The following is a 21,647-nucleotide window of genomic DNA, read 5'->3' as shown; positions in this document are numbered from 1 at the left end:
TGGTATGATAGGAGTCTCCAAAACTTTTGGTGGGAGTTCGATTCTCTCATCCCCTGCTAGACAGGCGCCAGAAACCTTGTAAAACCAAGGCTTCTGGCGTTTTTTGTTTGTGAAAAAACAAAATCCGTAATAATTACGGAACGAAAATCAAGGAGCAATATACTTCATGTATGAACTTAAGAGACAGTTTTCTACTGTTGAATACAGAGAGATGAGCAAATTTTTACGTATTATGTTAATATAGAAAAAGAATAGAGATGACTGAGGTTGAGGAACTATGAGAATAATACACTGTGCGGATATCCATCTTGATTCAGCCATGAGTGCACATCTTGGAAGAGAAAGAGCCAGAGGCAGAAGAAATGAGATACTTAACACATTCAGGAAAATATTCGGGTATGCTGCAGAGAATGACGTGCAGGCGGTAATAATAGCGGGGGATCTCTTTGATTCAGAGACAGTGTCTGCCACGACGATAAATGTTGTTCTGGGGGAGATAGCGAAGTATGCTGACATAGATGTGTTCTATCTGAGGGGAAATCATGACCCGGATGAAAGCTTATTTGCGGGGCGGAGACTCCCAGAGAATCTGTATTTATTCGGAGATGAGTGGACGCAGTATCAGCTTAAGGGATCACGTATAGTGATCGCGGGCACTGTGCTGAATGACGAAAACTGCAACAGCATATATGATGAACTCGAACTGTATGAGAACGATATAAATATTGTCACACTCCACGGACAGGAGCAGGAATATGGCAGGGCTCGCAACATGAATGATGTATGCCTGAAGAAACTCAGGGGAAGAGGCATAGATTATCTGGCACTGGGACATGTGCACGGAAGAAAGCTGGAAAGCCTTGATCACAGGGGATTATACTGCTATCCGGGATGTCTGGAGGGCAGGGGCTTTGACGAGTGTGGTGAGCACGGCTTTATGGTGCTTGATGTGGATGAGAGGAGGCATACGGTTGAGACCGAATTTGTGTCATTTGCCTATAGAAGGCTGTTCGATGTGGAAGTGGACGTGACAGGGGCAGAGTCAAGCTCTGATGCGGCGGACATGATTGCAGACAGACTGTATCAGGAACTGCCGGGGACCATGGAAGATGAGTCCAGGGACATGGTGAGGGTATCCCTCACAGGCGTGGTAAATGTTGAGAGCGAGATAAACACGGATTATCTGACTAAGCAGTTTCAGGATTCGTTCTACTATATGGAGATCTTGGATCACACGGATTTTCAGGTTGATTACATGAGGTATATGAATGATGCGTCCCTCAAGGGCGAATTCGTGAGGAAGGTCATGGGGCAGGATATGAGTGAAAATGACAAGGCATATGTGATCCAGACAGGACTCAGGGCTCTTGCGGGCGAGGAGATATTTTAAGTATGAGATTGATATCTTGTTATATAGATGGATTTGGCAAATTGAATAACATGGAAGTCCAGTTCGAGGATGGGATAAATACATTTGTCCAGGATAATGGCTGGGGTAAGTCGACTCTTGCTGCTTTTATCCGGGTCATGCTGTATGGCTTCGACGGTGAGACGAAGAGAAATGACATTGAGAATGAAAGAAAAAGATATCGCCCGTGGTCGGGGGCTGCCTATGGCGGAGAACTGGTATTTGAGAGCAGGGGCAGAAACTACAGGGTTCAGAGGACATTTGGCGCGAAGAAGAGCGATGACAAATGCGTGATATACGACGAGGCGACTCATGCTGTAACAGGAATGTTCACGGATAAGCTTGGGGAGGAGCTGTTTCATGTGGATTCTGCGTCATTTGTGAGAAGTATGTACATAGGGCAGGATGACTGCCGGACCTGGGCGACGGATGGGATAAGTGCTAAGCTTGGTAATATCGCTGACAGCACAGATGATATAAGCAATTATGAGAATGCCAGACAGATACTGAAGAATGTTATAAACAGGCAGTCGCCAACCAAGCGGACGGGGGAACTGTACAGGAGAAAATATGAGCTTGATGGGATGCGTGAGCAGGTCAGGGAGCTTGATGGAATAGACAGAAGTATAAATGAGCTGAATAAAAATATCCGTGAGATAGAAATGCAGAATCAGAACCGGATGGGACGACAGCGTGACAGTAAATATATCATGACAGGATTTTGTGCGTTGATCGCAGCACTTTTATCTCTGGGAATGTGGAAATTTATGCTTGGAATAGAAGAACCTGACGATATGGCTATGATTATATTTGTTGTATGTGCAGGTATGTTTTGTGTACTCGGAATCTACTACATTATACGCGGGATAAATGAAAAGATCAGGCACAGGAAGAATAAGGTGGAAGAGCCGGGGGATGCCGCTGATGATACCAGATCGGACGGATCAGATGATATATATACAGCCGATGACGAATCCGATATGGATGAGGAGATGTCGGTCTATATGGCAGAAAACATGAGACTTGGCGAGTATGCCAGGGAACTGGCGGAGCTCAAGCTTCGAAGACAGGAGATAGCTGCTGTGAAGGCATCGTTGGCGGATAAGAAAAAGGCTTTGGAAGACGATCTGCACAGATACGAGCTCAACGTAAAGGCGTACGAGCTGCTGGGGGAGGCCAGGGATACATTTGCAGTGGGACATTCGGTGCCAGTCATGGAGGCATTTGACAGGTATTATGAGTGCGTTACAGGAGAGCATGCAGGAAATGTACAGGCGGCCCCGGATATGACAATCAGGTACAGAGAGCAGGGAATGTACAGGGATTCTCAGACCTTGAGCTCGGGACTGGCGGATATCCTCGGAGTGTGTGTAAGAGTTGCAATAGTGGACAGCATGTATCAGGATGAAAAGCCGATGCTCATAATGGATGATCCATTTGTCAATCTTGATGACAGAAATATGGCGGGGGCGAAGAAATTTGTGGAGAAGATATCGGAAAAATATCAGATATTGTATTTCACATGCAGCCAAAATCGTGTACTATAGATACATAATAAATACTCAGGAGGAAGTATGTTGAGGACAATAAGGAAGGGATTGTATAAGTCGAATAACGTAAGATTTCTTGCTCTGCTCATCGCTGTGGCATTTGTTCTGCTGACGGAGATGGCGTGTGTGGGGAACATGACGGCCAAAGCGGAGACTGCAGGGGATGTGGCTGCATCTGTATATGCGGATACGGAGGTTCCGGGGGTGGCGACGCCTACCAGCGTGGTGGAGAAAACAGCACTTAAGATGAACAGCAGTACATATGTGTTTACGAACTCCACCGATGGCATGTTCAGACTCAGCTTTGCGGAGGGCGAGAGTTACTTCATTGGTTCAGGTGAGGACAGTGATACACTTATAACATATGCACTGATAAGATATAACTCCAAGTTTTATCTTGTCGCAGCGGATGACAGCGATGCAAATGTTCAGTATAACGGAAGCTACACAGACACCAGCTTTGAGATGCTGAAGTCAGCGAATTATAATTCTTCAAGCAGATATGTCAACATGAGTGTTAAGAGCGGCAATACCATAGAGCTCAAAAAGTTTACATTTGCCAGGGACTATTCTGTAGCTCTGACAGGATATTACAATGGAGTGTATTATACCGAGGGCAGTCCGGCGACAGGACTGTTCACAAGATCCGGGTACTGTGATTACTTTGTGAGTGGCAAGGCTGTTGTGGGAGATGGCTGGTACAAATATGGCAGCAGTTCACCGGCAGGGGAGCTTGTTGACGCGGATATATCCGGAAGCATGTCTGGAAATGATGTGAAGTATATCCAGCTTTTTGATGGGCATGTTGTGAGCGCTTATCACGGCAATTATTTCTACAGCTATAATGGAACAGTCAGGATCACCGTCAAGAATAAGGCGGTCATGGTAAATAATATAAAAGTCCTGTTTGACAAGAATGGAAATGCGTACAAGGGACTCAGAACAGAAAATTCCAGAGTGTACTACTACGAAGCGGGTATTCCGGTCAAGAACGTGGTGAAGCAGTTTGGAGAAGACTATTATTACTTTGGAAGTGACGGCGCTGCGGTGAGATCGACCTGGATCACATCAGGAAACTGCGTGTATTATTTTGCGGTGGACGGCAAGGCAGTAAGGCGGATGCAGTCGGGAAGACTGTACCAGTATTCGTCGGGGAAATGGACCAGTACGGCAACCGGTGTATACGAGGTAAACAGAAGATATTATTACTTTGTGAACGGTGCGAAGAGCAACGTCACGAAGTGGTATGAGATCTCAAGGGATAAGAAGTATTACATAAGAAACGGAGAGGCAACCTATTTTGTACAGGTGGACGGCATAAGATACAGATGTCAGAAGGTGTCGAGTGAGGGCGGCTGGACGGCTGCGGTGAATGCGTGGATACCTTCATTTGGACATGTTGTGCTCCACACGGACAGCACGGGAATATCTGATGCGATATATTACAGATCGACACATACTGTATCGGGATATGCAGACACGTACAGAGTATTCTCGAATAACAGATGGATAGTAAAGAAGAATTCTGTGGTGAGACTGCAGGACAACTGCAGTTACTTTGGTAAAACAGGTAAGGCTGTCAGAACAAAGGGCTGGCAGACGATTAGTGATTACAGTGCGGCTTATGTAGGCGATGAGGGAACTGTAACTGAATATGTGTATTATGACGAGAGTACAGGATATTCCGAGTACAGAAGTGGCAAGCTGCTCAACGACAAGTCTGAGGGCCTTAAGAACGCCAAGATCAACAACAAGAAGGTGTATTATTTCAGCGATGCAAATGGACGCTGCAGTAAACTCACGAAGATAGTAGTGGGTGATGTGGAGTATGAATTTGACAGTTGGGGAAGATGCTTCAAGACAGATTCGATAAGCTGGGATTTTGATGAATGGATGAAGAGGGTTGTCAATGAATATCTGGGCAAGACAGGAATCTACTGCAATGTATTTGTGGCAAATGCGCTTAGATACGCAGGCAGCAGCACTCCGGGAAGTGATATGTCAGTCAAGTACACTGACTTTGCAAATGGCGGATTCGTGATCAGTTCATCAAATATATGCTCAGACTGGGCACTCCGCAAGGTCATCGCCAAGGCGATTCTGGCGCAGAATGGAAGCTGGGGTGAGGCGACGGATTACGAGCTCACAGCGGACAGGGAGGACTTCTCATACGATGCGCTCCTGCCTGGTGATATAGTTGTCTACTATACGAATGGAGAGCCGACCCATGTCGGAATCTATTTTGGAAAGTTCTCTTCAGCGACTGCACTTAAGCAATATCTGAGAAAGCTTGGAGTTCCGGCTTCGGCATGTGAGGCATATGTGCATGACTGGGGTTCTAACAGCGGAAATATGCCTGAATACTGGATCATTCAGGGTGGAATGGGCAGCAGCGATCAGGTCTATATAAGCAATTCTGCATATGATCTGTCGGGACAGTATGCCATGAAGATAATTCATGTGAGACATTAGAATGTAGAGAGATTGACATAAATGTACAGGGAACTGTGCATGATAACAAAGAAAACACCATATATGAATACGGTGAGTGGATACCTTATATGGATCCTCTTTGCTGTAGTCGTATATGGTGTTTTTTTGTATTTGTTGATATAGTTAAGCCTGCAGGTTTGACATGAGCGATCCCGCCATCAGTCCTCCTCGGACAGTTCCTCCCATTTTGTGTAGAGCTCGTTGAGTTCTGTGTCGGCTTCGTTCCTCTGCTTTGTGAGGTCGTTCAGCAGACCGACATTTGTGGCGTTCTCAGGAAGAAGAAACTGTTCATCGATCTCTGCGATCCTGTTCTCAAGTTCCTCGATGGATGCCTCAAGCTTCTTCAGGTCATTTGCCTTCTTGCGCTGCCTTGCCGCTTCAGCTTTGCTTTCCTGCCATGAGAGCTTGGCCTGTGAGACAGCGGGAGAGGTCTGGGCCGGTGCGTCAGAGACTCCGCTTATTGGAGTGAATGGACTTCCTGAATCTGTGGAATACGTTCGGTGGGTCTCGTAGTAATCGTAATTGCCTATATAGCTTGTGAGCTGTTTGTCCCTTAACTCGATGATCCTTGTGGCCGTCTGGTTGATGAAGTATCTGTCGTGAGATACATACAGGACAGTGCCGGTGTAGTTCCTTATGGCATTCTCCAGTATCTCTTTTGATGTGATATCCAGGTGGTTCGTCGGCTCATCCAGAATAAGAAAGTTGGCGGAAGAGAGCATCAGTTTGGCAAGGGACACACGTCCACGCTCGCCACCTGACAGATCCTGTATCCTCTTGAACACGTCCTCACCTGTGAAGAGGAATGCCGCAAGGACATTACGGATTCTGGTGTTGGACAGATCAGGGTAGGCGTCGCTTATCTCGTCGAATATGGTGTTGGACATCGTGAGTACCTGATGTTCCTGATCGTAGTAACCGATCTTGACGCGTGATCCAAGTATGATAGCTCCGGCATCTTTGGATACAAGCCTGTTGATCATCTTCAGTATGGTTGTCTTTCCGGTTCCATTTCCACCTATCAGGGCGACGTGTTCGCCACGTTTGATATCCATATCTATTCCTGAGAACAGATTATTGTCGCCAAATGATTTGGAGAGTCCTTCGATCGTAAGAACATCCTCGCCGCTTAAGACATTTGGCTCAAGAGTGATCCTCATCTCGGATGCAACCTCGGTTGGCTTGTCGAGACGTTCTATACGTGAGAGCATCTTCTCACGGCTCTCTGCACGTTTGATGGACTTCTCACGGTTGAACTGCTTGAGCTTCGTGATGACCTCCTCCTGATGCTTGATCTCCTGTTGCTGGTTGAGATATGCCTTCATCATGTTCTCACGGATCTCTGCACGCTTTTGTGCGAAGTAGGTGTAGTTGCCATTGTATACCTGGCTGTGGCCATTGTCGAGCTCGACTATCTTGGTCACGATCTTGTCGAGGAAATAACGGTCGTGGGAGACGATGATGACGCTTCCCTGGTAGGATGACAGGAAGCCCTCAAGCCATGAGATGGATTCCATGTCCAGATGGTTTGTCGGCTCATCGAGGATGATGATATCCGGCTTCACCATGAGGAGTCTGCCGAGTGCAAGTCTTGTCCTCTGGCCACCGGACAGAGAGTCCGTGTGGCGGTCATAATCCTCCTTGGAGAAACCTAGTCCTTTGAGAACTCCATTTGCCTCGCTCTCACAGCTATAGCCGTTCTTATATTCGAATTCGTGGGTGTAGCGGTTGTAGAGCCCCAGAGATCTCTCGAGCTCCTCACCGGTCTGTTCAGCCATAGTGTGTTCCAGTTCGCGCATCCTGTCCTGAAGCTCAAGGATAGGCTTTAGTGCATCCATCATGACTCCGCGGACAGTGGTGTTGTAATTGCTCTCCTGATACTGGGACAGATAACCGATTGTCCGGTCCTTTGACACTATGACCTGACCGGAGTCAGCACTTTCCTCACCCATTATTATCTTGAGAAGAGTGGTCTTGCCGGCGCCGTTTATGCCGACTATAGCCATTTTCTCCTTTTCCTCAAGATGAAAAGAAATATTGTCCAATATAACATCTGTGCCAAATGCTTTGCAGATGTTCTGACAGTCTAAAATCATAATTTAACCTCTCATTTGTGTTCTAGCCTTTTAATTATATATACAAGCCTTTACTTTCGCAAGAAAATGGAGTGGATTTTATACTATAAGGGTGGAATTGCACTGTTTTTTATAAAATGTTCATATTATTTTAAGCAAAATACACAATTATTGTGATATACTAGATAAAGATATGCGTGGATATAGGAAAGACGCCGCAGGGCGGATTGATATATAATTACAGAAAAGGAATGATGGAATGGATTATAGCATCTATGACTATAATAGTGACGAGAAGCTTCTTCAGGAACAGGAGATAGAGGAGATCAACAATGTGAAGATGAGTCTGCTCAACACTCTTGTCACGAAGCTGAACAATGCGGGAATATATTTTAACAGTACATCGAGAATCAAGTCAGAATCGTCACTTCTGCACAAGCTGGAGACTGGTAAATACTCCATGCAGGAAGGTGGAAGAAAGATTCAGGATATCATAGGTATACGAATCAACCTGTTCTATCTGGAGGACATGGATATATGTGAGAAGATACTTGAGGAGACGTTTCTTCTGGACAATTGGTCCAAGACGAAGAATGAGGAGAACAAATTTGAGGCACAGAAATGTAACGGTGTGTTCAGGATACCGAGCAAATATCTGCGAAACATACCTGCAAGTGTGTGGAACAAGCCATTTGACCAGACATTTGAGGTACAGCTCAGGACGGTGCTCTTCGAGGGTTGGCATGAGATAGAGCATGAGATGAGATATAAGTATAAGCTGGGTTCTGATTCCAAGGAGACCGATCTGTGGACTGGACATGAGGATCTGTCCAGAGTCATGAACAGTATCATAGCCAATCTGGAGCTGTGCGACTGGTCTATCATGCAGATTTTCAACAGTATTCACGACTCACAGTACAAGGAGAAGAACTGGGAGAATGCCATAAGAAGCAAATACAGGCTCAGGATCACGCAGGATCCGCTTAAGCCTGAGCTCAGGGAATATCTGGACAACAATCCGGACATCGTGGCGCAGTTCCACACTGTGAGCAAGCGCGAACTGGTTGAGATACTGCTCAACAAGAAGTATCACAAGGAGCTGACTCCTGACAGAGTTATTTATCTGATCAACAAGGAGATAGTCCACAACGAGTATATATCAAGGCTGCTTGACAAGGAGCAGTTCGTTCCAGCGGTCAGACCAGAGGTGAAGACTGAGATAAAGCCTATGGTTCCGAATGTTGTGTACAGCCACAGGGTAGGAATACCTGCGGCGGGTTATGACAAGGCGTGTGAGATCATATACAAATGGGTCAGAGAGCACATCAGTATGGTGTTCCCACAGATGCCCGAGGAACTCACGAGTGTGGATTATTCCACCATAGGATATAAGGTATATATAACATATGAGGCCGGTGAGTTTCATATGGATTTCCAGCACATAAGCAATTCAGAGGCTGGTGCTATATGGCATGTGACAGTGGATATGGTGAGTGCCGGGGATATATATGATGTGAATGTGGAGAACATATGTGAGACCATCAACGTCAAGGAGAGAAGATACAGCAGGCCAAAGTTCATGAAGGATATGTTCAATCAGGTTGGCTTTGTAGACGCCGGGATAGTCATGGAGGAGGGATCAAGCCCTGAGGAGATCAGCTATGACAAGCTGAATGCGATTGTTGAGAGCCCTGACAGATATATGCCGATCATAGTCATAGTGAAGCCGGATGAGATACCAGACTGGGCGATAGACTGTGATGGATATATACTCAGAACGGATATGCTGAAGAAGACCCTCAACGGTTTGTGTCATGTATATCTGTGCAGTGGAGACTGCAAGAAGCGCTACGAGGAGGAGTACGGTAAGGAATCCGTGGATGGTGGAGTTATGATGTGGGAGAAGAACAGTAACTACCCGATATTCTACTCCATGGATATCATCAACCAGAGCTTCTTCGAGGAGGTAAACCACAGCATCAATGAGAATGTGGAGTACGAGAAATCCTTCAGATATTCGCTGAGAGAACAGGTTCACGATGAATATCTGAAATAACACAGAGGTAGGCAGACCATGAAGAAATGGTACAGGATAGCAGCCGTAGTGGTTGTCATGGTGGCTGTGATTGCTATGGTCATCATATCAGGCGTGAGACGGTCAGGTGAAAGTGAATATACAAGGAACACGATCACCATGGGAACGGCTGCGTCATTTACAGTGTATGGAAGCCATGGCAGTGAGAATATAGACGGGATGCTGAAGCTCATAGACAGCCTGGACAAGGATGTGCTGTCATGGCGCTCAGCGGACTCTGAGATATACAGGGTGAACAACACATATAAGCCTGATGAGGATATCACGGTGAGCAGCGAGCTTGCGGGTGTGCTGAAGCAGACGCTTGACATATCGAGGGCTCATGACGATCTGCTGGATATCACCATACGGCCTTTGGCGGATGTGTGGGGGATAGAAGATGGCAGGACAGAGATTCCATCACAGGCGGATATAGACAGTGCACTGAGGCTGGTGGATGTGTCAAAGGTAAGTGTGGATGGCGATACGTTAAGGATATCAGAGCCTGGTATGATGCTTGATCTGGGAGCAGTCGGCAAGGGATATGGCTGTGACATGGCAGCAGAGTATCTCAAGGGTACTGATGCGGCCGGTGCATGTGTGGCCCTGGGCGGAAGTATAGTCGTATACGGAAGCAAGCCTGATGGTACAGCCTGGAAGGTCGGTGTCAAGGATCCGAGAGCTGGAGAGGGAACGACCATGGGTGTCATAAGGTTTGGCGATGGGGAGACGGCATTTGTATCCACATCGGGAGATTATGAAAAGTATTTTGAGCAGGATGGCAGGAGATACCACCACATACTTGATCCCCGGACAGGATATCCGGCATGGAATGGCACTATAGCGGCCACGGTAGTGTGTGATAACGGACTGACCAGTGACGCCTTGTCCACACTGTGTATGCTGATGGATAAGGATAAGGCTATGAAGACCATTCAGGAGTATGGTGCGGAGGCCGTCATCATAGATGAGGATAAGAATGTGTATGTCAGTGAAGGCCTGAAGGACCGATTCACCATAATGGCAGAAGACTATAAATTGGCAGAGTGATGTGAAGATATGGCAGGATGGTTTAGAAAAAAAGATCTGATATTGTGTGTAGTCCTTTTAGTAGCGGGAATTATATGCTGGCTTGTCATGCGGCTTGTGCTTCCGACGGGCAATACCGCGGATGTGTATATAGATGACAAACTGGTGCAGACCATAGACATGACAGTCGACGATACCTATGAGTTTAACACGGACAGGGGCAGCAACACTGTTGTGGTTGAATCTGGGAAGATCCGTGTCAGTGATGCGGACTGTCCGGATAAGGTGTGCGTGGATATGGGCTGGAAGAGCAGGAGAGGAGAGACGATAACATGTCTTCCACACAAGCTTGTCATAGAGATACAAGGTGGCGGGGAAAGAGATATAGATGTGCAGTAGAGATAAAAATGATCAGAAAAGTTCAGAGACGGCGGTGGATAGAATGCATGGCTGGAGTACAAAAAGGATCACATACACAGGTATGTTCGTGGCCATAGCCATGGTATTTTCCTATCTTGAATCCATGATCCCGGTGAATATAGCTGTTCCGGGAATCAAGCTGGGACTTGCAAATATGGTCACCATAGTTGTCATGTACAGGCTGAGGATATCAGATGCGTGGATAGTGTCACTGGTGAGAGTGGTGCTGTCATCGCTGTTGTTTGGCAATATGACGGTTATGGTATACAGCATGGCGGGAGCGGTGTTGTCACTTATGGTCATGACGCTTTGCAGGAAAAAGGATCTGTTTGGTCTCCTTGGAACGAGCATACTAGGCGGAGTGAGCCACAACGCAGGGCAAATAGCAATGGCAGCACTTCTCATGAAGAGTGGCAATATCATGTTGTATATGCCGGTGCTGTGCATATCGGGAACTATAGCCGGTGTGTGCATAGGCCTGGCGGGGGCTGTGCTTGTCAGAAAGCTTCCGTCCATAGAATATTAGAATGATATCCGAATGAATTTATAAATGATCACATGTAAGATACAGAAAAGACATAAGTGTCTATATCTTATATGTGATCGTTTTTTATGCGGATAAGCAGAAGAATTTCCATATTTTAAAATGATAATATATCCCCATTTAGGTTGTTTTTGAGGGCTTAAAGCGTTATTATATAGGGAGATTTTTTTAATAAAAATATATAAGGAAAAGAGGTAGAACATGGGTTTGTTAACATTTCTGGGCGGAATTCATCCATATGAAGGCAAAGAATTGTCAATGGAAAAGCCTGTCAGAGAATACCTTCCAAAAGGTGACTGCGTGTACCCGCTGAGTCAGCATATAGGGGCACCGGCCACACCTATAGTGAAGAAGGGCGACAGAGTCCTGGTTGGTCAGAAGATTGCGGAGACCAGTGGCTTCGTGTCAGCGAATATACATTCATCCATATCGGGAAAGGTCAAGGCGATCGAGCCGAGATATGTGCCTGGTGGATCAAAGGTTGAATCAATAGTTGTAGAGAATGATGGCCTGTTTGAGGAGATCGACTTTGCAGCAAATGTAAAAGATCTGTCCACTCTGTATAGAGAGGATGTGAAGGAGATCATAAAGGAGGCCGGAATAGTAGGAATGGGCGGCGCCGGTTTCCCTGCAAATGTCAAGCTGTCCCCGAAGAACGAGGATGCGATCGACTACATAATAGTAAATGGTGCAGAGTGTGAGCCATATCTTACTTCGGATTACAGAAGGATGATGGAGGAACCGGACAAGCTGATACTGGGACTTGAGATATGTATCAATCTGTTTGATCATGCAAAGGGAATCATCGCCATAGAGGATAATAAGCCAGAGGCAATAGAACTTCTCAGGGATAAGGTAAAGGACAATGACAAGATCGAAGTCCATGTGATGAAGACCAAGTACCCTCAGGGTGCCGAGCGTCAGCTCATATATGCTAACACTGGAAGATATGTCAACTCCAAGATGCTTCCAGCGGATGCTGGATGTATAGTTCACAATGTTGATACCATCGTGTCCATATATGAGGCAGTTATAGAGGGAAGACCACTCTACACAAGGATAGTCACCATAACAGGTGATGCCATAGAGAATCCATGCAATCTTATGGTGAGGATAGGAACAAACTGTCAGGAGCTTATAGAGGCTGCGGGTGGATTTAAGGATGGTGTGGTTCCTGAGAAGGTGATCTCAGGCGGTCCTATGATGGGAAAGGCACTTTTCTCATTGGATGTTCCTGCAACCAAGGGAGTGTCGGCACTGCTGTGTATGACACATGACGAGGTGGCAGACCTTGAACCGAGCAACTGTATCAGATGCGGACGCTGTGTTGATGTGTGTCCGGGACGTATTGTTCCTTCGATGCTTGCTTCACTGGCTGAGCATGGGGATACAGAGGGATTCCTGGCTCACAACGGAATGGAGTGCTGTGAGTGTGGATGCTGTTCGTATGTGTGTCCGGCGAAGAGACATCTGACACAGACCATTGCGGGAACAAGAAAATCCATCATTGCGAATAAAAAGAAGTAGGAGGTGTACATATTGGATAATACATTTAAGATTTCGTCATCTCCACATGTCAGAGATAAACGAAGTACACAGAGCATTATGCTGGATGTGATCATTGCTTTGCTTCCGGCAACCGTATTTGGAATCATCAACTTCGAGCTGAACGCTATGATACTTATACTCACATGCGTGGTCTCATGCGTGCTGTTTGAGTGGCTGTACCAGAAGATGATGAACAGAAAAGTAACCATAAGCGATCTCAGTGCAGTTGTAACAGGACTTCTTCTTGCACTGAACCTCTCACCGGATGTACCGGTGTGGATGGCGATACTCGGAAGTGCATTTGCCATTATAATAGTTAAACAGCTCTTTGGAGGACTGGGATTCAACTTCATGAATCCAGCGCTGGGCGCAAGATGTTTCCTTCTCATATCATTTGCAGGAAGAATGACATCATTCTCGTATGATGGTGTGACAACTGCTACACCTCTTGCAGTGCTCAAGAACACAGGGGATCTGGCAAATGTCAATGTACTCAATATGTTTCTTGGAAATATACCGGGAACCATAGGTGAGACATCAGTTGTATGTTTACTTGTTGGTGCAGCTTATCTTCTGATCAGAAGAGTTATAAAGCCGGTTATTCCATTTACATATATAGGAACATTTGCGGTGCTCATTATGATATATGCGGTTGCATCGGGTAGAGGTTTTGATCTTACATTCCTCGCAGCACACCTGTGCGGTGGTGGTCTGATGCTTGGAGCATTCTTTATGGCAACTGACTATGTTACATCACCAATCACACCTGCGGGTAAGGCCTTGTTCGGTGTGATACTTGGTATACTCACATTCTGTTTCAGAATATACGGAGGATCAGCAGAGGGCGTATCATATGCGATCATATTCTCCAACCTGCTTGTGCCACTCATTGAGAGATGGACACAGCCGAAGAGCTTCGGAGAGGGCGCAGAGCTTGCAGCCCAGGGTGACACAGCCGGAACAAAGTCCAAGATGGATACAAAGTCGATTGTTATAGCAACTATAGCAATCATGATAATCACAGTCATAGCAGGATTTGCACTGGCTTATGTATATAAGATCACAAAGGATCCTATAGCAGTTACAGAGCAGAAAGCAAAGGAAGAGGCATATAAGGCGGTATTCGATGATGCGGATTCGTTTGACAGCTATGCTGACTTTGATGCCGATGCGGCTGCAAAGATCCTGTCAGATGCCGGATATAACGCAGATATAGATGAGATCGTGGAAGCAAAGGGCAGCGATGGTTCAGCACTTGGATATGTTGTGACTGTCACATCACATGAGGCGTATAGTGGAGACCTTCAGCTTGCCATGGGAGTCAGAGCGGATGGAACGACAAATGGAATTTCATTCCTGTCACTCTCAGAGACTGCAGGACTTGGTATGGAGGCTGACACAGACAGCTTCAAGTCACAGTTTGCAGGCAAGAAGGTCGACAAGTTCCAGTACACCAAGTCAGGTGCAACAGTGGACGAGGAGATAGATGCCCTGTCAGGAGCTACCATCACAACAAATGCGGTTACCAATGCGGTGAATGCGGGACTTGAGTATGTGAAGTCCATAAATGGCGGTGCTGCTGATTCATCTGCAGCGTCGAACGGAGGTGACAAGTAATGGGAAAATGTACAGAGCGTTTATATAATGGTATTGTGAAAGAGAACCCGACCTTCGTACAGATGCTTGGAATGTGTCCGACACTTGCGGTTACATCATCAGCCATCAATGGCGCAGGAATGGGACTTACGACCACATGTATCCTGGTGCTCAGCAACTTCATGATCTCAGCACTCAGAAAGGTTATACCTGATAAGGTCAGAATACCATCATTTATAGTTATCATAGCTTCGTTTGTTACTATCATACAGTTTCTGCTGCAGGCGTACCTGCCATCACTCAACAGCAGCCTTGGACTGTATATACCACTTATAGTTGTAAACTGTATCATCCTTGGTCGTGCCGAGGCATATGCTTCCAAGAACAAGGTGCTTCCATCTATATTTGATGGACTTGGAATGGGTCTTGGATTTACAGTTGGCCTTACACTTATAGGAATGTTCAGAGAGCTTGTCGGAAAGGGCTGTGTATTTGGATTCCAGATACTTGGAGATGGCAACTTACTTCAGAACTCATCGGGAATTATAAAGGGTATAGGCAATGCACTCAGCCTGTACACACCTATAACAATATTCGTACTTGCACCTGGTGCATTCTTCGTGCTTGCATTCATCATAGCATTTATCAACAAGAGAAATGCAAAGAAGGCAGCCGAGGCACTGGCAAATGGAGAGGAGATCCCGGCAGCATGCAGACCGGACTCATGTGCAGGCTGTATCAATGCAGCATGTTGTGGCAAGCTGGTTTCAGAGAATCCGGCTCCTGTAAAGGCAGCAGAGGCTCCGGCGAAACCTTCAGCGGATGCAAAACAGGTTAAGAAGCAGGAAGAGACACCTGCAGCGGCAGATAAGGATGCAGCAAAGAATACAGCGCCAGAGGCTGACAAGCCAGATGAGGCGAAGAAGGATGAGCCAAGACTCAGCCCATATGCACCGACCAGAGAGTCAGTCCTCGCCGACATAAAGCTTGTTCCGAATGCGACAGGAAAGATGCTTAAGGAGCATGCTGAGGAAGTTCAGCAGGAAAAGACGCCAGATGAGGAGCAGCAGACTGTTACAGAGACTCAGTCAGACAGTCAGGACAATCTCCAGAATGAGAAGTCAACAGAGCAGCCAGCAGTAGAACAGGAAGTAGCAGACAAAGTGGCAGCAGAGCAGCCATCAACGGATCAGCCGACGGAAGCAGAGCAGCCAGAACACTCTGCAGAGAACGAGCCAGCAGATTCCGACATAAAGCTCAAGGAGACAATGGCTCATATAAAGAAGAAAAAAGGAAAGGGAGGTAAGAGATAATGAACATTTTATTGTTAGCCATCGGAGCGGCACTTGTAAATAATGTTATCCTCAGCCAGTTTCTCGGACTGTGTCCTTTCCTTGGAGTGTCCAAGAGTGTCAACACAGCAACCGGAATGGGCGCAGCGGTTGTGTTCGTCATGACCATAGCTTCATTTGTCACCAGCGTTGTGTATTACGGCATACTGAGAAGATTCGGACTTGAGTACCTCAACACCATAGTGTTCATCCTTGTGATCGCAGCACTTGTACAGTTTGTTGAGATGTTCCTCAAGAAGAAGGTCAAGTCATTGTATGAATCACTTGGAGTTTACCTTCCACTGATCACGACCAACTGTGCCGTGCTTGGTATCGCTCTCTCAAATGTACAGAGCGGTTACGGTATACTTGAGAGTACCATCAACGGATGTGGCTCTGCAGTCGGATTTACTATAGCCATAGTGATACTTGCAGGAATCAGAGAGAGACTTGAGCACAGCCCTATACCTGAGGCGTTCAAGGGAACCCCTATAGTTCTCATCACATCAGGTCTTATGGCGATCGCGTTCTTCGGTTTCTCAGGATTGATATAAGGAGGGTGCGGATATGACAGGAATATTGATAGCTGTGGCAGTCGTCGCAGGCGTAGGTATTGTGATAGGTATCCTTCTGGGTGTCGCAGGAGAGAAATTTAAGGTAGAAGTAGATGAGAAAGAAATAGCAGTAAGAGAGCTCCTTCCGGGAAATAACTGCGGTGGATGTGGTTATCCGGGATGTGACGGACTGGCAGCGGCCATCGCCAAAGGTGAGATGCCGCCATCAGCGTGTCCTGTTGGAGGCGAGGCAGTGGCAGCGAAGATCAGTGAGGTCATGGGCGTGGAAAACGCTGAAAATACAAGGTATGTGGCATTTGTCAAGTGTGCAGGAGACTGCGAGAAGGCGAAGGATGTATACGAGTATGTTGGACCAAGGGACTGTAAGCTGGCACAGAACAATCCAAACAGCGGTCCTAAGGCATGTACATATGGATGTACAGGTTATGGCTCATGTAAGGCAGTATGTGAGTTTGGGGCTATTGACATTATAGATGGAATTGCGGTAATTAATAAGGAGAAGTGTAAGGCATGCGGCAAATGTGTCACAGAGTGCCCGAGACACTTGATAGAGCTGGTTCCATATGATGCAGAGAGACTTGTCAGATGTAATTCCCATGACAAGGGTCTTCAGGTCAAGGCAGCCTGCAGCGCAGGATGTATCGGATGTACACTGTGTGCAAGGAACTGTGAGGCTGGAGCCATCACGATAGACAGAAACCTTGCTCACATAGATCCGGAGAAGTGTACAAATTGTGGTGCATGTAAGGCCAAGTGCCCAGTAAAGATAATATCGTAAGAAGGTCCCTCCGAAGGTGGGAGATTTCTTGCGATGACGCGGACGCCGCGCGGAGCGCCTCTAATGCGTCTGCACTATAATATCGTAAGGAGAAAATTATATGAGATGCCCATTTTGCTCAGCAGATGATACAAAGGTTATCGATTCCAGACCAGCGGAGGATGGAAGTGCGATCAGAAGAAGAAGACAGTGTGACGCCTGTGGTAAGAGATTTACCACATATGAGAAGGTGGAGACCATACCTCTCATAGTCATCAAGAAGGACAAGAACAGAGAGACTTATGACCGTTCCAAGATAGAGTCAGGTGTCATAAAGTCATGCCATAAGCGTCCGGTTTCAGCGGAAGCAGTCACAAAGTGCATAGATGACATAGAGAACACCATCTTCAACATGGAAGTGAGAGAGATAGAGAGCACGACCATAGGTGAGATAGTCATGGATAAGATCAAGGATCTTGATCAGGTAGCCTATGTAAGATTTGCATCAGTGTACAGAGAGTTCAAGGATGTGAATACATTTATGGATGAGCTGGGCAAGCTGCTCACCAGCAATTCGGAGAAGCGATGATAGAGACATACAACACGATATTACAGGAGGGGCAGGACGAGATAGTCGAGAAGAAATCACGATTCATCGGCTATGCAGTCCCTGTGTCCTCGGAGGAAGAGGCATATGCCTTTGTCGAGAAGATCAGGAAGCAGCACTATGATGCAAGGCACAACTGCTATGCATTTGCCATAGGCAGCGAGAATACATTGCTAAGATTCTCTGATGACGGAGAACCGCAGGGAACGGCTGGAAAACCCATCTTGGAGGTTATCACGGGGAATGCGGTGGTTAATATATGTATAGTGGTCACAAGGTATTTTGGTGGAACACTGCTCGGAACAGGTGGTCTTGTGAGAGCATACACCGAGGCAGCCAAGCTTGCACTGTCTGATGCGGGTATACATAAGATGCAGCTTATGAAGCTGGTGAAGATAACCACGAACTACAACGATTCGGGTAAGGTACAATATCTTCTCAGCAACAGTGATGCACTGATAGACAGTACGGATTACACTGCAGATGTGTGCTTCAATGTGGCGGTGCCGGCTGACAGCTATGGATGTCTGGTAAAGCAGATCACAGAGTCTACATCTGCGAGAGCATTGATAGAAGACTCAGGAGAAGAGTACAGATGATGATGAATGGCAGAGCTATAGTAAATATCTTATAGCGCCTGAATATCACTCTGAATATGAGTGCAGCAGCAAGGCTGATGACTGACACTGCGGCGATATGCAGCAGGACATTGAGACAGCCATTGGTGCCGGAATATATGATCAAGGATATAAAGCTGATAATGGCAGCGGGAATAATTCCCGCTGCTATATTTTTTACACAGAATCCGGCTTTTTTTCTGGAGGAGAGGATAGAGTAAGCCCCACAGTCCAGATCTCGGAGATAGTTCTGAAGTCCCAGGAGAGAACATACGAACAAAGTTATGTAAACCAATATTTCCACAGGAAAATTGTTTGGCGCAATATCTGTCGATGCCGTGTATTTTCCGGTGAGTCCGCTCTCGATGGTGAAAATGTCCTCATTTTCGATATATCCCTTAAATCTATCACTGATGTATTCTGACATCTGGGTCTCGTCGTATGGGACATTTGACAGATAATGATCCTGGAGCATACATACAGACATGTCTGCCGCATATGCATACAGGAGGGCGGCATACACGGATTCTTCGGACACAGACTGGAATGAGCTTCCATCGGTTGTATACACGGTTATGTGGCGCTTCCCGTCAGAGTGGATCATTGATTCACTGAAACCATCAGGAACCATGTACGCGGAGTCGATCCTGCCGGATGCTACATCATCCTTCATGTCTTTCAGGGATTCATAGTGCCTGAAGGTAAATCCCGTGGATGTCGATGTGAGATACGACAGGAAAGCATCCGTGTGTTCGTCAGAACTTTCAATATACACGCCGGACACGATCTCGGTGCTTTGCTTTCTGGCTGGCAGAAAGCTCACAGCGATCAGCACAGCGGGGATGACCAGCAGAACGACGATCATGGCGGGACGGCACAGTATTCTCTTTATAAGTAAGTTTATCTGTCTTATATGGTTCATAGATGTATCTCCGTAAATTTATGATAAATATATGCACAGTGTCTGCACAAGCTTATTGAGCAGCGATCCATGGCATATATCCTTTGCAAAGTTTGGAAGCATGGCTTCCGGTATGAATAAGCCGCTCACATAGGCCAGTATGACAGTGACCACAGTGAGAAGCAGTGTGCAGCCGTGTATCCCTGCGGGAAGCAGACTTATGAGCAGTGTATATACCGCGACACATGTAGCTATGACGATTCCGAACAGTATCCCGCTCATGTGGATATTTACATGCAGTTCATCGATAAACAGTGATGCCAGGGCGAGAGCCATGTATACAGTTATATAAAGGATATACAGCCATATGAACATGGATATGAAATTGCTGACATTGCGTCTGACTTTGCCAATTCCCTGTGACCTGAGCTTTGTTATGTAAGAGGCTGGGAGGTCGAGCAGGAATGGGAAGAAAACAACGCTGCACAGCATCATCATGAGAAGAACCGCCGCACTTGTGTAGAAGTCGGTGGTATTTGCTGCTCTGGTTGCATTTATTTTGTCGACGGTGAAGTTGGCAGTCCTGTCAAGAACCTTAGTCATGAACATGGCATTTACATCGTTGCTGAGCGTGTCCTGAATATCCTCGGGAAGCTCCATGTTCCTTCCTATCGCCTGAACCGAATATATGGCCGCCTGGGATATGCCAAGCATGGAGGAGGTGGAGCGGAAGAGGTCATTCAGCACAAATGTATCGATGGACCGGTTGTCAGAATAGTATACCTCGACAGGTGTGTTCGTTCCGTCCATGATGTCGCTTATGATATTGTCAGGGACGTAGATCACAGCGAACAGGTCTCCGTCAGAGAGCCTTGAAAGGGCTGTATCCTTGTCTGAAAATTCTGTGAATACACATGATGAGTGGTAGCTGTCCATATCAGATATCGTGTTGTATGCCATCTGTGCGGTTTTTGAATCTGCACTCATCACGATTCCGATTGAAAGTGGTTCGGAGCGGTCATCAGAGTAGATAAAAGAGTTCGCGTTTAACGCAAGACACAGGAAAACCGTCATCATGACAAATGCTGCGACTACCATGTATATTCCATAATGAGCTATTCTTTTCAAATCAGTTCGTATAAGTCGGTAAAACATAAAACTCCTTTAGATAAAGCTATGATCTGATCAGATTGATGTAGGTTTCAGGTGAGGTGTATCCGGGTGAGATATTTCTGTCTATGGCCAGTTGGATGTGTCCATTTTTCAGTGTGTATATCTTGTTGCATATATCCAGCGCAGATGTCTCATGTGTGGCGATGATGACACTTCCTCCATGTGATATGTAATTCTGGAGATAGCTCAGTATCCCGTTCTTGCATAGAAGATCAAGCGAGGCCAGAGGTTCATCGAGAAGAAGCAGATCCGGGTCAGACATCATCGTGATGGCAAGGCTTAGCCTCTTCTTCATTCCACCGGAGAGCTTTGAGACACGTTTGTCCAGAAATGAATCCACACCGAGAGACTGACATATGCTCATATTGTGGGAGTTCATGACTGTTTTCCTGCTTCCGGGGTGCCACAGTCTGATGTTGTCAATGGCTGTGAGTTCCGGTATGAGTGGATTGTCCTGTGGGAGCAGAGCAGCATTTGCCTGACAGTCGAAACCGAAGCACCCTGAGTCTGGCTTTATGTTTCTGGATAGTATTCCCAGCAGGGTGGATTTACCCGATCCGTTGATTCCCAGAAGGGCGATGCATTCACCCGGGGATACGGACAGTGACACATCTGTCAGAACTTTATTTTTGCCGTAGCTTTTGCTCACTGAAGAGACAGAAAACATCTAGTATTCCTCCTCTATTACCTGAAAATCAAGGTAGTCAAAATCTATATCCTCCACAAAGTTATCCGCTGTGAATCTGGTTCTGGCGTGGTGGATAAACTCATCCTTATTCTTCTTAAGCCACACCGGCTTTGCCAGGTCAAACTCGTAGCACATATCCTCAAGGGCCTTGTATACCTTGTGGGTACGCGTCATCTCGTAGTCGGATATGCATATCACGGTATCCTTCATGAGGTGGTTATCTTTTATAAGTTTTCCCCATACTCTAAACATATATTATCC

Annotated in this window: 18 protein-coding genes and 2 pseudogenes; 15 read left to right on the top strand and 5 right to left on the bottom strand. The window is 46.4% G+C overall.

Going from position 1 to position 21,647, the window contains the following annotated elements; genetic code table 11:
- The first annotated feature begins 277 nt into the window (after positions 1 to 277).
- The 3 genes from DW159_RS05020 to DW159_RS05010 are packed head-to-tail and all read left to right on the top strand — an operon-like array spanning position 278 to position 5,430.
- The gene (locus DW159_RS05020; protein ID WP_117549142.1) at positions 278 to 1,390 is read left to right on the top strand and encodes a metallophosphoesterase family protein; all 1,113 of its coding nucleotides are present in this window, start codon (positions 278 to 280) and stop codon (positions 1,388 to 1,390) included.
- Between the two features lie 2 nt (positions 1,391 to 1,392).
- Positions 1,393 to 2,955: an ATP-binding protein gene (locus tag DW159_RS05015; protein WP_117549141.1), complete on the top strand. Its 1,563-nt coding sequence runs from the start codon at positions 1,393 to 1,395 to the stop codon at positions 2,953 to 2,955.
- Between the two features lie 27 nt (positions 2,956 to 2,982).
- Entirely contained in the window at positions 2,983 to 5,430 is a 2,448-nt protein-coding gene (locus DW159_RS05010; RefSeq protein ID WP_117549140.1) for a hypothetical protein, read from the top strand.
- A 179-nt stretch (positions 5,431 to 5,609) separates the two neighbouring features.
- On the opposite strand, the gene abc-f is transcribed toward DW159_RS05010, so the two are convergent.
- Entirely contained in the window at positions 5,610 to 7,547 is a 1,938-nt protein-coding gene (abc-f, locus tag DW159_RS05005) for a ribosomal protection-like ABC-F family protein (RefSeq protein ID WP_117549139.1), read from the bottom strand.
- A 238-nt stretch (positions 7,548 to 7,785) separates the two neighbouring features.
- On the opposite strand from abc-f, the gene DW159_RS05000 reads away from it, so the two are divergent.
- From DW159_RS05000 to DW159_RS04950, 12 genes and pseudogenes are all read left to right on the top strand, one after another.
- Positions 7,786 to 9,582, top strand: a complete 1,797-nt coding sequence (locus DW159_RS05000) for a hypothetical protein (protein ID WP_117549138.1) — start codon at positions 7,786 to 7,788, stop codon at positions 9,580 to 9,582.
- Positions 9,583 to 9,600: 18 nt separating this feature from the next.
- Positions 9,601 to 10,650, top strand: a complete 1,050-nt coding sequence (locus DW159_RS04995; protein WP_117549137.1) for an FAD:protein FMN transferase — start codon at positions 9,601 to 9,603, stop codon at positions 10,648 to 10,650.
- Positions 10,651 to 10,659: 9 nt separating this feature from the next.
- Positions 10,660 to 11,028 (top strand): NusG domain II-containing protein, encoded by a 369-nt coding sequence (locus tag DW159_RS04990; RefSeq protein WP_117549136.1) that lies wholly within the window; start codon positions 10,660 to 10,662, stop codon positions 11,026 to 11,028.
- A complete protein-coding gene (locus DW159_RS04985; protein WP_117549135.1) occupies positions 11,018 to 11,575 on the top strand; it encodes a Gx transporter family protein in 558 nt (185 codons plus the stop codon). Before DW159_RS04990 ends, DW159_RS04985 begins: the two co-directional genes overlap by 11 nt.
- Before the next feature lie 219 nt (positions 11,576 to 11,794).
- The gene (gene rsxC, locus DW159_RS04980) at positions 11,795 to 13,120 is read left to right on the top strand and encodes an electron transport complex subunit RsxC (RefSeq protein WP_015533097.1); all 1,326 of its coding nucleotides are present in this window, start codon (positions 11,795 to 11,797) and stop codon (positions 13,118 to 13,120) included.
- A 12-nt stretch (positions 13,121 to 13,132) separates the two neighbouring features.
- Positions 13,133 to 14,065: pseudogene (locus DW159_RS14190) on the top strand (RnfABCDGE type electron transport complex subunit D); the annotation flags it as partial.
- 48 nt (positions 14,066 to 14,113) lie between these two features.
- The gene (locus tag DW159_RS14185) at positions 14,114 to 14,758 is read left to right on the top strand and encodes an RnfABCDGE type electron transport complex subunit G (RefSeq protein WP_308936786.1); all 645 of its coding nucleotides are present in this window, start codon (positions 14,114 to 14,116) and stop codon (positions 14,756 to 14,758) included.
- Positions 14,758 to 15,399 (top strand): annotated as a pseudogene (gene rsxE / locus DW159_RS14180) (electron transport complex subunit RsxE); the annotation flags it as partial. The gene DW159_RS14185 and the pseudogene rsxE, both read left to right, overlap by 1 nt.
- A 650-nt stretch (positions 15,400 to 16,049) precedes the next feature.
- Entirely contained in the window at positions 16,050 to 16,622 is a 573-nt protein-coding gene (locus tag DW159_RS04965) for an electron transport complex protein RnfA (protein ID WP_015533099.1), read from the top strand.
- Between the two features lie 13 nt (positions 16,623 to 16,635).
- Entirely contained in the window at positions 16,636 to 17,421 is a 786-nt protein-coding gene (locus DW159_RS04960) for an RnfABCDGE type electron transport complex subunit B (RefSeq protein WP_015533100.1), read from the top strand.
- Positions 17,422 to 17,521: 100 nt separating this feature from the next.
- Positions 17,522 to 17,989, top strand: coding sequence for a transcriptional regulator NrdR (gene nrdR, locus DW159_RS04955; protein WP_015533101.1), 468 nt, complete (start codon positions 17,522 to 17,524; stop codon positions 17,987 to 17,989).
- Positions 17,986 to 18,606, top strand: a complete 621-nt coding sequence (locus tag DW159_RS04950; RefSeq protein WP_015533102.1) for a YigZ family protein — start codon at positions 17,986 to 17,988, stop codon at positions 18,604 to 18,606. The genes nrdR and DW159_RS04950 overlap by 4 nt, the downstream gene beginning before the upstream one ends.
- On the opposite strand, the gene DW159_RS04945 is transcribed toward DW159_RS04950, so the two are convergent.
- From DW159_RS04945 to DW159_RS04930, 4 genes are read right to left on the bottom strand one after another with little or no spacing between them, the layout of a single operon-like run.
- Positions 18,557 to 19,546, bottom strand: coding sequence for an ABC transporter permease (locus tag DW159_RS04945; RefSeq protein ID WP_117549132.1), 990 nt, complete (start codon positions 19,544 to 19,546; stop codon positions 18,557 to 18,559). The two genes, DW159_RS04950 and DW159_RS04945, sit on opposite strands and share 50 nt — an antisense overlap.
- An 18-nt stretch (positions 19,547 to 19,564) precedes the next feature.
- Positions 19,565 to 20,680, bottom strand: coding sequence for an ABC transporter permease (locus tag DW159_RS04940; protein ID WP_022216215.1), 1,116 nt, complete (start codon positions 20,678 to 20,680; stop codon positions 19,565 to 19,567).
- Between the two features lie 19 nt (positions 20,681 to 20,699).
- Positions 20,700 to 21,365 (bottom strand): ATP-binding cassette domain-containing protein, encoded by a 666-nt coding sequence (locus tag DW159_RS04935; protein WP_055224210.1) that lies wholly within the window; start codon positions 21,363 to 21,365, stop codon positions 20,700 to 20,702.
- Positions 21,366 to 21,638 (bottom strand): hypothetical protein, encoded by a 273-nt coding sequence (locus DW159_RS04930; RefSeq protein ID WP_015533105.1) that lies wholly within the window; start codon positions 21,636 to 21,638, stop codon positions 21,366 to 21,368.
- Positions 21,639 to 21,647 lie beyond the last annotated feature (9 nt).

The sequence above is a fragment of the Coprococcus sp. AM14-16 genome, from assembly GCF_003434675.1.
GTDB classification, from domain to species: Bacteria; Bacillota; Clostridia; order Lachnospirales; family Lachnospiraceae; genus Coprococcus; species Coprococcus aceti.
The sequence above is the reverse complement of the archived record's forward strand: the minus strand, read 5'-3'. Positions and strand labels throughout refer to the sequence as shown.